Consider the following 15,005-nt stretch of genomic DNA (forward strand, 5'->3'; position numbering starts at 1 on the left):
CGCAATACGCGCCTAGACCCACCCCCGAAGGATGTGGCCCGTGACCTTCAAGGCTGAGTACATCTGGATCGACGGCACCGAGCCGACGGCCAAGCTCCGTTCGAAGACCAAGATCCTGGCCGACGACGCCAAGGGTGCCGAGCTGCCGATCTGGGGCTTCGACGGGTCCTCCACGAACCAGGCCGAGGGGCACGCCTCGGACTGCGTGCTCAAGCCGGTCTTCACCTGCCCGGACCCGATCCGCGGCGGTGACGACGTCCTCGTCCTGTGCGAGGTCCTGAACATCGACATGACGCCGCACGCCAGCAACACGCGTGCCGCGCTCGTCGAGGTCGCCGAGAAGTTCGCCGCCCAGGAGCCGATCTTCGGCATCGAGCAGGAGTACACGTTCTTCCAGGACGGCTACCCGCTCGGCTTCCCCAAGGGTGGCTTCCCCGCGCCGCAGGGCGGCTACTACTGCGGTGTCGGCGCCGACGAGATCTTCGGCCGTGACGTCGTCGAGGCGCACCTGGAGAACTGCCTCGCCGCGGGCCTGGGCATCTCCGGCATCAACGCCGAGGTCATGCCCGGCCAGTGGGAGTTCCAGGTCGGCCCGCTGGCCCCGCTCGTGGTGTCGGACCAGCTGTGGGTGGCCCGCTGGCTGCTCTACCGCACCGCCGAGGACTTCGGTGTCGCCGCGACGCTGGACCCGAAGCCGGTGAAGGGCGACTGGAACGGCGCCGGCGCGCACACCAACTTCTCCACCAAGGCGATGCGCGAGACCTACGAGGCGATCATCACCGCCGCCGAGTCGCTCGGCGAGGGCTCCAAGCCGCTCGACCACGTCAAGAACTACGGCGCCGGCATCGACGACCGTCTGACGGGCCTGCACGAGACCGCCCCGTGGAACGAGTACTCCTACGGCGTCTCCAACCGCGGCGCCTCGGTCCGTATCCCGTGGCAGGTCGAGAAGGACGGCAAGGGGTACATCGAGGACCGGCGTCCCAACGCCAACGTCGACCCGTACGTCGTGACCCGTCTGCTCGTCGACACCTGCTGCTCCGCGCTGGAGAAGGCCGGACAGGTCTGATCGTGTCCAGTAGTTCCCGAAGGGGCGCCCACCGGGACGGTGGGCGCCCCTTCGCGTCTGATGAGACGAGGGCCCCGCCACGGGCAAGTGTCTGCTTCAATGGGGCCATGGCCAGCTTCCAGAAGTACTCCGCGACGGGTCGCCATGACCTCGAGCCCTTCTGGCCTTCCCGTCAGCACCACGACTTCGACCGGGTGTGTTGCCGCGCGGTGAACGCGCGGGCCCTGTAAAGCCGTAACCTTCCGGCCTTCGGCCAGCGCGAAACGACGTACGTCTTCCCAACGGACCTCTCGCGCGAAAGAGCTGACCTCTCATGGCGACCACTCGTTCTCTGTCCAACGCCGCCACCCTCACCTCCCCGAACGGTTCGCGGCATCATCTGCGTGCCGTGGACCGGGACGAGGTGATCGACGTCGCTGACCTGCTGCCGCCGGGCGCCACCTGGCTGCCCGCTCCCCCGCACTCCCTGCCCACGCTTCCGGGCCAGCCGCCGATGATCGGCTACCTGGTGCTCGTCCCGGCCGACCAGCAGCCGCCGGTCGCGCCCGTCCCCGACACCGGCGGCGGGGACCCGCTCGTCAGCGTCGACGCCGTACGGCGTACCGCCGCGGTAGACGGGCAGGAACTCGACCTCACCTACCTGGAGTTCGAGCTGCTCGCCCATCTGGTGGCCAACCCCCACCGGGTGCACACCCGCGACCAGCTGGTCACCACGGTGTGGGGATACGGGCACGTGGGCGACGGCCGTACCGTCGACGTCCACATCGCCCGGCTGCGCCGCAAGCTGGGCGCCGAGCACCGGGACACCATCCGCACGGTGCGGCGGGTGGGGTACAAGTACACCCCGCCGGTCGGGCGCTGAGCCGTCGCGGCCGCCTCCCCTGATCTTCTGCTGACGGCAGAGTCCTGTTCCGTCCCGCGCCCGTACCGTGCAGAGTCGGCCGTATGAGGCTTCTGATGCTGGGTGGTACGGAGTTCGCGGGGCGGGCCGTCGTGGAGGCGGCCCTGGGGCGCGGCTGGGACGTGACCGTCTTCCACCGGGGGCGGCACGAGCCGCCGGCCGGGGTGCGGTCGCTGCACGGTGACCGCACCGCGCCCGACGGGCTCGCCGCCCTCGCCGATGCGGAGGGCGAGTGGGACGTCGTCGTGGACACCTGGTCGGCCGCGCCGCGTGCCGTGCGGGACACGGCGCGGCTGCTGCGGGGCCGCGCCGGGCGGTATGTGTACGTGTCGAGCTGCTCGGTGTACGCGTGGGCCCCGCCCGCGGGCTACGGCGAGGACGCGCCGCTGGTCGAGGGTGCCGAGGCCGGTGCCGAACACACCGACTACCTGCGGGACAAGCGGGGCGGGGAGCTGGCCGTCGTCGAGGAGTTCGGCGCGGACCGTTCGGTGCTCGTACGGGCCGGGCTGCTCATCGGCCCGTACGAGAACGTCGGCAGGCTGCCGTGGTGGCTGACCCGGATGGCCCGTGGCGGACCCGTACTGGCGCCGGGGCCGCGGGAGCTGCCGCTCCAGTACGCCGACGTCCGTGATCTCGCGGACTGGATCCTGGGGGCGGCGGAACAGGAGTTGAGCGGACCGTACAACCTGATCAGCCCGCAGGGGCACGCCACCATGGGCACGTTCCTCGACGCGTGTGCGGCCACCGTCGGCGGTACGGCGGAGCTGCGGTGGACCGAGCCCGAGGTGATCCTCGACGCGGGCATCGAGCCGTGGACGCAGTTGCCGGTGTGGGTGCCGCCGGGCACTGACATGCACGACGCGCTGCACGCCGCTGACGTGTCCCGGGCGGTCGCGACGGGACTGCGGTGCCGGCCGGTCGAGGAGACCGTCGCCGACACCTGGGCCTGGCTCCAGGACATCGGCGGCACGGCGCCCCGGCGGAAGGACCGGACGGCGAAAGGGCTCGACCCGGAGGTGGAGGCCAAGGTCCTCGCGGGCGGGGGTGTAGCTGGCACCACCTCCTGACCGGGACCCCGGCCCAGTGACCCGCGCCGCCGGCTGCGTGAGACTGACGCCATGACCTACGACACGAAGAGCGGCACCGGCGGCGACCAGCGAACACGGGCGCGGGGCATGGGACTCGCGGCCGTACGGGGGCTGGCGCTGGCCTTGGTCTCGCTGCCGGGCGCCGTCCTGTGCTTCGTCCTGTCCCTCGTGTCCATCGCGCTCATCCCCATCGGCGTCGGCATCGTCACGACACCCTGGGTACTGACGGGGGTACGGGCGTTCGCCGACTGGCGGCGGGTCCTCGCGGCCGAGTGGGGCGGGGTGCGGATTCCGCCGGCGTACCGGCCGCTGCCGAAGGATGCCAACCCGTGGGCCCGCACCTTCGGGATGCTGGGCGACCCGGCGACCTGGCGGGACCTGAGGTGGCTGCCGGTCGACATGACGGCGGGGTTCGTCACCGCGCTGCTGCCTGCCGTGCTGCTGCTCTATCCGCTGGAGGGGTTCGCGATCGCGGCCGGGCTGTGGCGGGTCTTCACGGACGTCGGGGGCGGCACGTACTGGTACGGCTTTGTGCCGGTCACCGGGCAGGCCTCCGCGCTCGGCGCCGGCGCCCTGGGCCTCGGTCTGCTCTTCCTCGCCCACTTCTACACCCCGCGCCTGCTGCAGACCCACTTCCGGCTCACCCGCGCCGTCCTCGGCTCCAACCAGGGCGAACTCGCCGAGCGGGTCAGGGTGTTGACCGAGACCCGGCGGGACGCCGTCGACACCTCCGCCGCCGAACTGCGCCGTATCGAACGCGACCTGCACGACGGGGCGCAGGCCCGGCTGGTGGCGATGGGCATGGATCTCGGCACCATCGAGATGCTGCTCGACAAGGACCCGGAGCAAGCGAGGCGGCTCGTCGCCCAGGCCCGTCAGTCCTCCGTCGACGCGCTGTCCGAGCTGCGCGACCTCGTGCGCGGCATCCACCCGCCCGTGCTCGCCGAGCGCGGACTGGGCGACGCCGTACGGGCGTTGGCGCTGCGGCTGCCGGTCGCCTCCGAGGTGAACGTGGAGCTGTCCGGGCGGGCGGAGGCGCCGGTGGAGTCGGCGGCGTACTTCGCGGTCAGCGAGGTGCTCACCAACGCCGTCAAGCATGCGGACGCCGAACGGATCTGGATCGACCTGCACCACACGGACGGCAGGCTGCGCATCACCGTCACCGACAACGGCAAGGGCGGCGCGGTGATCGGGACCGGTTCGGGGCTCGCCGGAATCGAGCGGCGACTGGGTACATTCGACGGCGTCCTGGCCGTCAGCAGCCCCGCGGGCGGTCCCACCATGGTCACCATGGAGATCCCTTGCGCGTTGTCCTAGCCGAAGACCTGTTCCTGCTGCGCGACGGCCTGGTCCGGCTTCTGGAGGCCTACGACTTCGAGATCGCGGCCGCTGTGGAGACGGGGCCCGAGCTGGCCCGCGCGCTGGCCGAGCTGGAGCCGGACGTCGCCGTCGTCGACGTCCGCCTGCCGCCGACGAACACCGACGAGGGGCTGCAGTGCGCGCTGGAGGCCCGCCGGAGGAAGCCCGGTCTGCCGGTGCTGGTTCTCTCGCAGCATGTGGAGCAGCTGTACGCACGGGAGTTGCTCGCCGACGGCAGCGGCGGGGTGGGGTATCTGCTGAAGGACCGGGTCTTCGACGCGGACCAGTTCGTGGACGCCGTGCGGCGGGTCGCGGCGGGCGGCACGGCGATGGACCCGCAGGTGATCCAGCAGCTGCTGTCCCGGCGGGCGGCCGACGACCAGCCGCTGGCTCGGCTCACGCCCCGCGAGACGGAGGTGCTGGAGCTGATGGCTCAGGGGCGGACGAACGCGGCGATCGCCGAGCGGCTGGTCGTCACGGAACGGGCGATCGCCAAGCACACCGCCAATATCTTCGCCAAACTGGGCCTGGAGGTGTCGGACGACGACAACCGTCGCGTGCTGGCGGTTCTCGCGTATCTCGACCACGGCCGGTGAAAACGGACCCGCTCATTCACCCGCCGTGCGGGATCAACAACTCCTGGTATTTCAGAGGCGGTTGAGCACACAGCGTTCTCACGAATCTCTCAACAATTTCCGGGACGGCTGAACACCCCTGGGACGACCTCCGTATCAAAGGGAGCCGCTTCACTCCTGTCGGGCGCCCTCGATGCCCCGAAAAAGGAAGTCAGAGGAGTTCCATGGGACGCAACACAAGAAAACGCCGTACGCCGCTGGCCACCAAGGCCATTGCCGCTTCGGCAGCCCTAGCGCTCGGTGGGGGCGGGCTTGTATGGGCCAATTTCTACGCTTCGGCGCACGAGGACAACTCTGGGTGGAACCAGACGAAGTCCACGAACGCCCGGGTCGCGACGATCAACTGCCCTGATGTCGGCCAGAAGCTGACGAAGGTGCCGCGGAGCGCGCGCAGGGGTGTCGCCAAGGAGCTGGCGCTGCTGGACAGGCAGGTCACGGATGCCTACAAGCGTCTCGCCGAGACGCGGCAGGCCCAGGCGGGGGACGCCAACTACGTCAACAACGCCATCCTCAGCCCGCTGAAGTCCAAGCGCGTGGCCACGCTCGACCGGATCGGTATCAACATCAACCGGGCCGGCGGCAAGCGACCGCAGAACCTGGACCAGCTCGCCCAGTGCCAGGGCGTCCCGGCCGAGCAGCCCGAGACCAACGACGGCCAGCAGGACGGGGACCAGAACCAGGACGGTCAGGACCAGAACAACGACGGTCAGGACCAGAACCAGGACGGTCAGAACAACGACGGCCAGGACCAGGGCGGCCAGGACGGCGGACAGGACCAGGGCGGCAACGGCGGTCAGGCCGGCAACGGCCCGTCGGCGGACGACTTCGTGGACATCACGCAGGTCCAGGGCGACGCCCAGCTGGGCGTCGGCGCGAACGGCCTCCCCGCGAACGGGGACGGCGGTTCGACCGGCAGCTTCACCACGAACTGCGGCACCAACGAGAACGAGAACCGCAACTCGGACAACGTGATCGTCGCTCCCGGTGTCAGCAACGGTGCGCAGCACCAGCACGACTACGTCGGCAACCAGGCCAACAACGCTTTCGCGAGCGACCAGGACCTGGCGAACGGCGACACCACCTGCCAGAACCAGGGTGACAGGTCGTCGTACTTCTGGCCGGTACTGCGTATCCAGGACGGTCAGAACGACATCGACGCGAACGCGCCCGGTGGCGGTCAGGACGGTAACGTCGGCACCATCGTCGAGCCCAGCGAGGCACAGCTGAAGTTCGTCGGGAACAGGACGAGCGAGGTCGTCGCGATGCCGCAGGCCCTGCGCATCATCACCGGTGACGCCAAGTCCTTCGTGAACGGCAACAACAACGCCAACGCGAACTGGAGCTGCACCGGCTTCGAGGACCAGGTCCAGTTGGAAGACAAGCTCCCGATCTGCCCCGAGGGCAGCTCCGTGGTGCGGACGTCCAACTTCCAGAGCTGCTGGGACGGTCAGAACATCGACAGCGCCAACCACCGTACGCACGTGGCCTTCGTCCAGGGCGACGGCACCTGCGCCAACGGCTTCCAGGCGATCCCCCAGCTCCAGGTCCGACTGGTCTACGACGTTCAGGCCCCGCAGATCCAGGACGGACAGGTCCAGAACGCCTTCGCGGTGGACTCCTTCCCGGACCAGCTGCACAAGGCGATCACCGACCACAACGACTTCATCAACTTCTTCGACGAGAACACGATGAACGAGATGGTCGACTGCATCAACAGCGGCCAGAACTGCCAGTAGCAGTCCTGAACCGGTAACGAAAGCCGGCGGTGGGAATTCCCACCGCCGGCTTTCGTCCGTCCGGGTCCGCGCGGTCAGCTGTGGTGGCCGCCCTTGTTGTGACTGCCACCGGGGTTCATGTGCGCGGAACCCTCCTCCATGGTCCCGCCCAGCTTGCTCTGCAGCGTCGTGACCGTGTTCTCCTGGCCCACGGCGACCCACTTGCGGCCGACGAGGTAGTAGCCGCCGTAGTCCTTCGCGCCGCTCAGCCACTCGGCCTGGCCGCGGTCCGTGGCGAAGGTGGCGAGGATGTACCTCTCCTTGCCGGTCTTGCAGATGGCCTGGCGGATCTCGTCCGCGTCGGTCTGCATGTTCGGGTCGCACTTCGCCATGGCCGCCAGATGCTCCAGGCTGCCGGTCGCCGTCTTCGGCACCTCGGCCTCCTTGTCGCCGCCGGAGCCACAGCCGGCCAGCGCGAGCACCGCCACCGCGCCGGTCAGCGCGAGCATCGGTCGGGTCAATGTCATCGGTTCCTCCGGTCCATGCCGCACAGAGCCCTGACGGGGCCCTCGTCTCCCATACGGCTGTGGTGTGCGATGCGCTCAAATCAGAGGCTCTCACGGGCACGGGTGTGCGAGTGTGACGCGATGAACCAGGACTGGGAAGATCGCGTGACCGCCGCATGGGCGACCTTCGACAGCTACACCGAGGAGGAGGCGGCCGACTTCCGCGCCGTCATCGACGCCCTCGTCACCGAGCTGCCCGACGACAGCCCGCTGGGCCCCTTCGAGCAGGCGTGCGCCTGGGACTCGACGGGCCACTCGGACAGGGCGGTGCCGCTGTACCGGGAGGCTCTCGCGGCCGGGCTGAGCGGCTACAAGGGCCGGCGCGCCAAGATCCAGCTGTCCAGCTCGCTGCGGAACGTCGGACAGGCCGATGAGGGCGTCAAGCTGCTGACACCCGAGCTGGACGCCCCCTCCGACGAACTGGACGACGCGGTACGGGCGACGCTGGCGCTGTGCCTGTCGAGCCTCGGACGTGATCGCGAGGGCCTGTCCCTCGTACTGGGCGCCCTCGCCCCCCATCTGCCGCGCTACCAGCGCTCGATGGGGAACTACGCCCGCGCGCTGCTGGAGTCCGACGACTGAGCCGGCACGGCATCGCGCCGGGCGGTGTCGCGCGGCGGTGACCAACCGACGATTCGCTCGTTCTGCTGAACGTGCAGTCACAGGATGTCGCCCCGCGCCCCGCACCCGCCCCGGCCGAGCCGGTCGTCGACGTCGAGCGGGCCGAGGCCGCGCTCGTCGAGCACTATCCGAGGCTCGTCCGACTCGCCTACCTGGTGCTGCCGCCCAGCCTCGGCCGCAACCGGCGCGTGGTGACCGCGCACTCCCTCACCCAGCGCGCGCTGCCCCGCGGCCGGACGGCGGCGACGCCCGCGATCCCGGCCCAGTCGACGGGCCGCGACAGCGACCCCGGATACGCCTTCCTGCGGCTCCGGGTGCTGCGTACGGCGCTGGAGGCGGGCCTGCCGCTGCGCCGCCCGGCCTGGCCCAAGCGTTCCCAGCTGCCACCCCTGCTGCCCCAGGTCTGGGGCCTGCGCCTCTTCCCCCGGTCGGGCGGCGCCGACGAACTCGCCCTGGACCAGCAGCTGTCGGCGCTGTCCGGCCCGGCGCGGGCCGCCTACGTCCTGCGCGGGCTGGAGAAGCTCGCGGACGGCGAGGTGCGCGACGTCCTGACGACGGCCGGCGTCGAGGACGTGGACGACGCGCTGGAGGAGGCCGACACCGTCCCGGCGCAGGCCGCGCTGCTCGAATCCCCCGAGTTCGACCCCTGCTCCCTCCAGGCCCGGCCCACCGACCTGATGCGGCGCAGGCAGCACACGAAGGCCGCGCTCGCCGCCGGGGCCGCCCTCCTCGTGTGCGGGGCGCTGCTCGGCCTGCCCGGCGAGGGCTGGGGCCCCGACGGCCCCGCCGCCCCCTCGTACGCGCAGAACCCGGCGGCCGAGGCCGCCCTCGACCCGGCCCAGCTGACGAAGGTCCCGCCGCTGGCCTGGCAGTCCGCCGCCCGCACCGACTTCTCGGTGTGGCCCGCGCGCGGCGACCTCACCGGCGACTCGGCCCTGCTGCGCCGCGCCCTCGCCGTCTGGGCCCGCCCCGGCGAGAAGGTCACGGTCTCCGCGACGCCCGGCACCCCGTCGGGCGGCCCGGCCGGGGCACCGCAGCTGCTGTACGCGGGGACCGTCGACACCGCGCGCGTGGTGATCCTCTACGACGGTCTGCGCATCGCCCGCTACGCCGAGCCGACGGACGGCACGGCCGGTGCCGCCCTGGACTTCTCCCGCGTCGACAACGCGACCAGGGCGGAGGCGAGCGCGGTGGTGCTGAGCCGGGCCGACGGCAACGTCCGCTATCTGATGGCGCCCTGGGTGAAGCGCGCGGCCGAACGGGACCTGCTGAAGCCTGGTGCGGGCGCGATGGACCTCACCGTGACCGAGGGGATCACCTCGCCGATGGCGAGCCCCACCACCCAGCAGACCGGCACGTGCTCCTCGTGGAACGCCCTGCAGGTGACCGACAGCGCCGGCACCCGGCTGCTCACCGACCTCGCCGAACTGGTCCCGGCCCGTCTGACCACCGGCCGCCCCGGGGAGTCCAAGGACGTGACCGGCGCGCAGGCCCTGCACACCTTGGCGCCGTACTCCTGCTGGCTGGGCGCGCTGCGCTCCGCGGGTGTGCGGACGGTCAACGCCTGGTCGTTCGCGCAGCAGACGCTTCCCGACGGAACCGGCACGGCGGACTGGGTGTGCACGCGCGCCGAGACCTGGCGGGGCGGCGGGGAGCGGGTGCTGGCCCAGTTCCGGACGCCGGGCACGCCGCAGGCGGCCGTGGTGGCGAAGGCCCAGAACGTGCCGGCGTGCGGACAGCGCGATCCCCATGTGCTGGCCGGTGTGTTGTGGAAGGCGCAGGCGGGCAGCTGGTATCTGCTGGCGGCCGGTACCCGGGACACGGAGTCGATCCGGGCCACCGGCGGGGTCCGCGGCAGCGCCGAGGGCAGCCAACTGGCCGTGCGGACCAAGCAGGGCGCGCAGGCCGAGTTGAAGGGCACGCTGGCGAGCGGGCGCTCGATCAACGGGCTTCAGTGAGATCCCGGTGAGATGACCCCAGCGAGATCCGCCTTGCTGACAGAAATGTAAATAGGGCCGTGCACAAGGGTTCACCATGGCCCTACCCGTCAGTACATTGACGCCATGTCTAACACGCAGGACCGGATACCCCTCAAAGCCCGCAAGGTGTCCTTCTCCTGGGACGCCACCCCGCTGCACTGGGTGCCCGGCGATCCGTTCACCACGCACACCATCAACGTGCTGCATCTGCTCCTGCCCGCCGGCGAGCGGTGGTTCGTGCACGTCTACAAGCAGGTGCTGCCGTACATCCGGGACGAGCGGCTTCGCGAGGACGTCATCGGGTTCATCGGGCAGGAGGCCATGCACTCGCAGGCCCATGACGAGGTGCTGCCGCATCTGCGGGAGCAGGGGCTCGACCCGACGCCGTACACCGCACAGGTCGACTGGTTCTTCGAGAAGCTGCTCGGCGACCGCACGCTGCCGCCGGGCCGCGCGCGCCGCTGGTGGCTGATGGAGCGGGTGGCGATCATCGCGGCCATCGAGCACTACACCGCCTTCCTCGGCGACTGGGTGCTCAACGCCGAGGAGCTGGACCGCAGGGGCGCCGATCCGACCATGCTGGACCTGCTGCGCTGGCACGGTGCCGAGGAGGTCGAGCACCGGTCGGTCGCGTTCGACCTGTTCATGCACGTCGACGGGGGCTACCGGCGGCGGGTGCGGACCTGGGCGACGGCGTTCACCGCTCTCGTCTTCCTGTGGCAGCGCGGGTCGCGCTTCTTCATGGAGAACGACCCGACGCTGATGGACGGCCGCGCAAGCTTCAAGGACTTCTACGTCCGGGGCAGGCGGGGCACACTCCCCTCGACCGGGGACATGCTCAGGTCCATCCCCCGCTATCTGAGCCGGACCTACCACCCCTCCCAGGAGGGCTCCACCGAGCAGGCCGTCGCCTATCTGGCCTCCTCCCCCGCCGCGCTGGCCGCCGAGACCGCCGAGAAGTCCGCGAAGGGTGCCGCCTGATGCCGAAGCTCCGTACCCTCGCCGCCGTCACCGGTGCCGCCCTGCTGGCCCGTCGGGCGATGCGGCGCCGGATCCAGGTCTCGCCGCTGTGGCCGATGCCCGCCCTGGAGGAGCCGACCTCCGGGCGGCCCCGGTCGCGGGCGCTGCGCCTGCTGGTGACCTCGCACGAGGAGGTCGCCGACGGGGTCGTACAACTACGGCTGGAGGGGCACGACTTGCCGCGCTGGGAGCCCGGCGCGCATCTCGACGTCGTGCTGCCGTCGGGGCTCGTGCGGCAGTACTCGCTGTGCGGCGACCCGGAGGACACCTCGTCGTACACGGTGGCGACCAGGCTGGTCCCGGGCGGGCGGGGCGGCTCGCGCGAGGTGCACGAGCAGGTGCGGGAGGGGATGGAGCTTGAGGTGCGGGGGCCGCGGAACCGGTTCCCGCTGGTGGCGGCCCCGTCGTACGTGTTCGTCGCGGGCGGCATCGGGATCACGCCGATCCTGCCGATGCTGCGGACGCTGCCCGACGGCGTCGAGTGGCGGCTGCTGTACTGCGGACGCGACCGCGCCTCGATGCCGTTTCTGGAGGAGGTCGAGAAGCTGGGCGGCGGGGACCGGGTGACCGTCGTGGCGGGCATCCCGGATCTGGGCGCGCTGCTCGCGGACGTGCCCGACGGGACCGCCGTCTACTGCTGTGGTCCGGAGGGGCTGATGGCCACGGTGGAGGAGCGGTACCCGGGGGTCCACCTGGAGCGGTTCGCACCCCGCTCCTCGGCGGGCGGCGCCTTCGAGGTCGAACTCCGGCGCAGCAAACGGACATTGACCGTCCCCGCCGACTCGACCGTACTGGCCGCCGTACGCGCTCAGTTGCCCGACACCGCCTACTCCTGCGAACAGGGCTTCTGCGGGACCTGCCAACAGCGGGTGCTGGAGGGTGAGGTGGACCACCGGGACGAGCTGCTGACCGACGCGGAGCGGTCCGACTCCATGCTGATCTGTGTGTCGCGGGCGCGGGGTGATCGGCTCGTACTGGATCTGTGAACGCCGACGATCGCTCCGGGCCGTTCCGGGCCTGATTCGATCGGTAAGGTGTTCGCATGACTACCGGGGTACGCCGAAGAATGGGAGTCGAGGAGCGACGGCAGCAGTTGATCGGCGTCGCCCTCGAACTGTTCAGCCAGCGCTCGCCCGACGACGTCTCCATCGACGAGATAGCGTCGGCCGCAGGCATTTCGCGACCGCTGGTCTATCACTACTTTCCCGGCAAACTCAGCCTGTACGAGGCCGCGTTGAAGCGTGCCTCGGACGAACTGGCGGGTCGTTTCGTCGAGCCGCCGGACGGGCCCCTGGGGGCCCGGCTGCTGCGGGTGATGCGCCGCTTCTTCGACTTCGTCGACGAGCACGGCCCGGGTTTCTCGGCGCTGATGCGGGGCGGTCCGGCCGTCGGCTCGACGGCGACGAACGCGCTCATCGACTCCGTGCGGCAGGCCGCGTATGTCCAAATCCTTTCGCATCTGCGCGTGGAGAATCCGCCCGCGCGCCTGGAACTCGTGATCCGCTCGTGGATCTCGCTCGCCGAGTCGACGGCGCTGATCTGGCTGGACGGCCGCCGCATCCCGCGCGGCGAGCTGGAGGTCCAGCTCGTGCACGACTTCGCCGCGCTCGCGGCGGTGAGCGCGGCGTACGACGAGGAGATGAGCGGGCTGCTGCGGACCATGCTCAAGGACGAGCCGGGCGACGGGCCGTTCGGCGACCTGGTGACCCGGCTGATCGCCCTGGCGTCCTGAGCTGATCGTGAGCGGACCCCGAGCGCAGGCTCAGCTCTCGAACTTGCGGTAGGAGGGGTCGAGGTCGCGCACCTCGGCGGACACGTGCAGCGCGAGCCCGTCGGCCGGCTTCAGGTGCTGCCGCACCAACTCCAGGACCGTCTCGGTGAGCCGGGCCTTCGTCTCGTCCGTACGGCCGGACAGCAGGCCCATGGTGACGTGCACGACGCCGTGTCCGTCGGTGTCGTCGCCGACGGTGGTGTTCTCGGTCCTGCGGAACTGCGTCTTGCACGCGGGCGGCTTGGCGGCCGCGATCTCGACCACGGCGGTGTGCAGCGCCCGGGCGAAGCCGGGCCGGTCGAAGTCGTCCGCCAGCTGTTCCGAGTAGTCGACGGTGATCTGCGGCATGAGCACTCCTGTTCTGGGTCGGCAGCGCTCACCCTAACCGCAGCGCCAGCATCGCGATGTCGTCCTCCTGGTCCCGTCCGAACTGGTCCAGCAGGGTGTCGCACAGCGCGTCCACGCCGGGCGGGGCGTCGGCGGCGGCCGTGCGGAGCTGCTTCAGGGAGACGTCCAGGTCGGTGCCGCGGCTCTCGATCAGACCGTCGGTGACCATGAGCAGACGGTCGGCCGGGGTCAGCACCAGCTCGGTGGGCGCCGGCCGCCGAAGGCCGAGGCCGAGCAGCGGACCGTCCACGGGGACGTACTCGGCGCCGTCCCCGTCCCGCACGACCAGCGGCGGGATGTGGCCCGCGTTGGCGATACGGCCGCGTCCGGTGACGGGGTCGACCAAGGTCAGGCAGACCGTGGCGGTGACGTCGGGGTGGTAGTGCACGAGCATCCGGTCGAGCCGTTCGGCCAGCGCGCCCGGGTCGCTCTCCTCGACGCAGTAGGCGCGCAGCGCGTGCCGGATCTCGACCATGACGGTGGCCGCGTCCAGCGAGTGCCCGACGACGTCCCCGACCGCGGTGAGCACCCCCTCCCGGGTGCGCAGGGCGGCGTAGAAGTCCCCGCCGATCTCGGCCTGCCGGGACGCGGGGACATACCGGACGACGACCTTCACGCCGGGCAGCGCGGGCAGCCGGTACGGCTGGGGCAGGAAGCTGTGCTGCAGGGTGAGCGCGATCTGCCGCTCCGCCTGGTACATCAGCAGCGGCTCGGCGGCGAGCGCGGTGGCCTGGGCGAGCCGGGCGAGGAGGTCGCCGTCGGCCGGGTCCGGGCCGGGGGCCGGTGCGGTCGGCGGGCACCGGGCGGCCAGGGGGTCGTAGGCGGGCATCGGTGCTGTGGGTACCCCGTTGTGCGGGCGCCGGGCCGCCAGGGGCTCGTACGCGGGCATCGGCTCGGCGAGCAGTTCCGGCCGCGGGCGATGGGCCGCGAAAGGGACGTACACCGGAATCGGCTCGGCGAGCACCCCGGCGTGCGGCCCGATCTGCGGGCGCCGGGCCGGGACCGGTACGGCGGCCGAGGGTACCGGCGTGGCGACGCACACCGACGTGCGGCCCTCGTCGGTGAACGCCAGGACCAGGCGGGCGTCCTCCCGCACGCCGGGCCGGAAGAAGCCGGCGGGCCACAGCGAAGCGGGCACGGTCGTGCTGTGCACCCCGGTCCGCCCGGTCCGGCCCTCCGCGATCCGCGTGATCAGACGTGCCGCGGCGACCTGCGGGGCGGTGTCGGGCAGTGCGGTGGGGGTGCCCGCCGGACGGGCGAAGCCGTCGCCCCGGGGCAGGCGCAGGGAACTGCCCCAGTGCGGCTCGCCGCCCGGGCCGATCACGAAGACGACGGCGGGTGTCCCGGTGAGCCGGGCCGTGCCCGCGGCGGCGGCGTCGGCCAGCTCCCCCAGACAGCGCGCGGTCTGCACGGTGACGATCGCCTCCGACAGCAGCGTCAGCCGGTGCGCGAGCACCTCGGCCGCGCTGCGCCGGCGCGCCCCGCGCACGGCGGCCCGTACGACGGCCTCGATCTCGCTCGGTTCGGCCGGCACGGTCAGGTAGGCGTCGGCGCCCGCGTCGAGACCCCGGCACCGGTCCCCCGGGTCCACGGCCATGGCGGAGAAGTGGACGACGGGCAGGGCGGCCATGGACGGCCGGGCCTTGACCAGGCGGCACAGTTCGAAGCCGCTCATGTCGGGCAGCCCCACGTCGACGAGGGCCACGTCGGGCAGGGCGCCCGCGCGCAGCCGTATGTCGAGCTCGCTCAGCGCCTCCCCCGCGCTCGCGACCGGTACGACGTCATGGCCCGCGCGGCGCAGCACGGCGCCCATGGCGAAGCGGTTGGTCGAGACGTCGTCGACGACCATCACGGTCGTGTCCGCCTGCTTGCCGAAACCGTCCATCGTCGGGAG

14 protein-coding genes are annotated in these 15,005 nt (G+C 71.4%); 11 read left to right on the forward strand and 3 right to left on the reverse strand.

From position 1 onward, the window contains the following. Positions 1-40 precede the first annotated feature (40 nt). From glnII to ACZ7M7_RS02755, 6 genes are all read left to right on the forward strand, one after another. Positions 41-1,069, forward strand: a complete 1,029-nt coding sequence (gene glnII / locus ACZ7M7_RS02730; RefSeq protein WP_383596266.1) for a glutamine synthetase — start codon at positions 41-43, stop codon at positions 1,067-1,069. Positions 1,070-1,382: 313 nt separating this feature from the next. Beyond that, positions 1,383-1,931, forward strand: a complete 549-nt coding sequence (locus ACZ7M7_RS02735) for a winged helix-turn-helix domain-containing protein (RefSeq protein ID WP_383596264.1) — start codon at positions 1,383-1,385, stop codon at positions 1,929-1,931. Between the two features lie 83 nt (positions 1,932-2,014). Beyond that, positions 2,015-3,037 (forward strand): SDR family oxidoreductase, encoded by a 1,023-nt coding sequence (locus tag ACZ7M7_RS02740; protein ID WP_472112094.1) that lies wholly within the window; start codon positions 2,015-2,017, stop codon positions 3,035-3,037. A gap of 51 nt (positions 3,038-3,088) precedes the next feature. Then, positions 3,089-4,375 carry a sensor histidine kinase gene (locus ACZ7M7_RS02745; protein WP_472112097.1) on the forward strand — a complete coding sequence of 429 codons (1,287 nt, stop codon included), beginning with the start codon at positions 3,089-3,091 and terminating at the stop codon, positions 4,373-4,375. Beyond that, positions 4,360-5,013 (forward strand): LuxR C-terminal-related transcriptional regulator, encoded by a 654-nt coding sequence (locus ACZ7M7_RS02750; protein ID WP_383596255.1) that lies wholly within the window; start codon positions 4,360-4,362, stop codon positions 5,011-5,013. The genes ACZ7M7_RS02745 and ACZ7M7_RS02750 overlap by 16 nt, the downstream gene beginning before the upstream one ends. Positions 5,014-5,216: 203 nt before the next feature. Then, the gene (locus ACZ7M7_RS02755) at positions 5,217-6,788 is read left to right on the forward strand and encodes a DUF1996 domain-containing protein (RefSeq protein ID WP_383596252.1); all 1,572 of its coding nucleotides are present in this window, start codon (positions 5,217-5,219) and stop codon (positions 6,786-6,788) included. Positions 6,789-6,862: 74 nt separating this feature from the next. On the opposite strand, the gene ACZ7M7_RS02760 is transcribed toward ACZ7M7_RS02755, so the two are convergent. Then, on the reverse strand, positions 6,863-7,294 hold the full coding sequence (locus ACZ7M7_RS02760) for a hypothetical protein (RefSeq protein WP_383596249.1): 432 nt from the start codon (positions 7,292-7,294) through the stop codon (positions 6,863-6,865). A 120-nt stretch (positions 7,295-7,414) separates the two neighbouring features. Here ACZ7M7_RS02760 and ACZ7M7_RS02765 point away from each other — a divergent pair, with 120 nt between their 5' ends. From ACZ7M7_RS02765 to ACZ7M7_RS02785, 5 genes are all read left to right on the forward strand, one after another. Further along, the gene (locus ACZ7M7_RS02765) at positions 7,415-7,915 is read left to right on the forward strand and encodes a tetratricopeptide repeat protein (protein ID WP_472112101.1); all 501 of its coding nucleotides are present in this window, start codon (positions 7,415-7,417) and stop codon (positions 7,913-7,915) included. Between the two features lie 71 nt (positions 7,916-7,986). Continuing rightward, positions 7,987-9,912, forward strand: a complete 1,926-nt coding sequence (locus tag ACZ7M7_RS02770; protein ID WP_472112104.1) for a hypothetical protein — start codon at positions 7,987-7,989, stop codon at positions 9,910-9,912. Between the two features lie 105 nt (positions 9,913-10,017). Then, positions 10,018-10,914 carry a metal-dependent hydrolase gene (locus tag ACZ7M7_RS02775; RefSeq protein ID WP_383624020.1) on the forward strand — a complete coding sequence of 299 codons (897 nt, stop codon included), beginning with the start codon at positions 10,018-10,020 and terminating at the stop codon, positions 10,912-10,914. Further along, positions 10,914-11,939, forward strand: coding sequence for a PDR/VanB family oxidoreductase (locus ACZ7M7_RS02780; protein ID WP_472112109.1), 1,026 nt, complete (start codon positions 10,914-10,916; stop codon positions 11,937-11,939). Before ACZ7M7_RS02775 ends, ACZ7M7_RS02780 begins: the two co-directional genes overlap by 1 nt. Positions 11,940-11,995: 56 nt before the next feature. Further along, on the forward strand, positions 11,996-12,685 hold the full coding sequence (locus tag ACZ7M7_RS02785) for a TetR/AcrR family transcriptional regulator (protein WP_383596234.1): 690 nt from the start codon (positions 11,996-11,998) through the stop codon (positions 12,683-12,685). A 30-nt stretch (positions 12,686-12,715) separates the two neighbouring features. Here ACZ7M7_RS02785 and ACZ7M7_RS02790 read toward each other — a convergent pair whose 3' ends face one another. Beyond that, the gene (locus ACZ7M7_RS02790; protein WP_472112112.1) at positions 12,716-13,072 is read right to left on the reverse strand and encodes a 5-carboxymethyl-2-hydroxymuconate Delta-isomerase; all 357 of its coding nucleotides are present in this window, start codon (positions 13,070-13,072) and stop codon (positions 12,716-12,718) included. A 28-nt stretch (positions 13,073-13,100) separates the two neighbouring features. Continuing rightward, positions 13,101-14,996: a SpoIIE family protein phosphatase gene (locus ACZ7M7_RS02795; RefSeq protein WP_472112115.1), complete on the reverse strand. Its 1,896-nt coding sequence runs from the start codon at positions 14,994-14,996 to the stop codon at positions 13,101-13,103. Between the last annotated feature and the right edge of the window lie 9 nt (positions 14,997-15,005).

The sequence above is a fragment of the Streptomyces sp. NPDC111606 genome, from assembly GCF_055656945.1.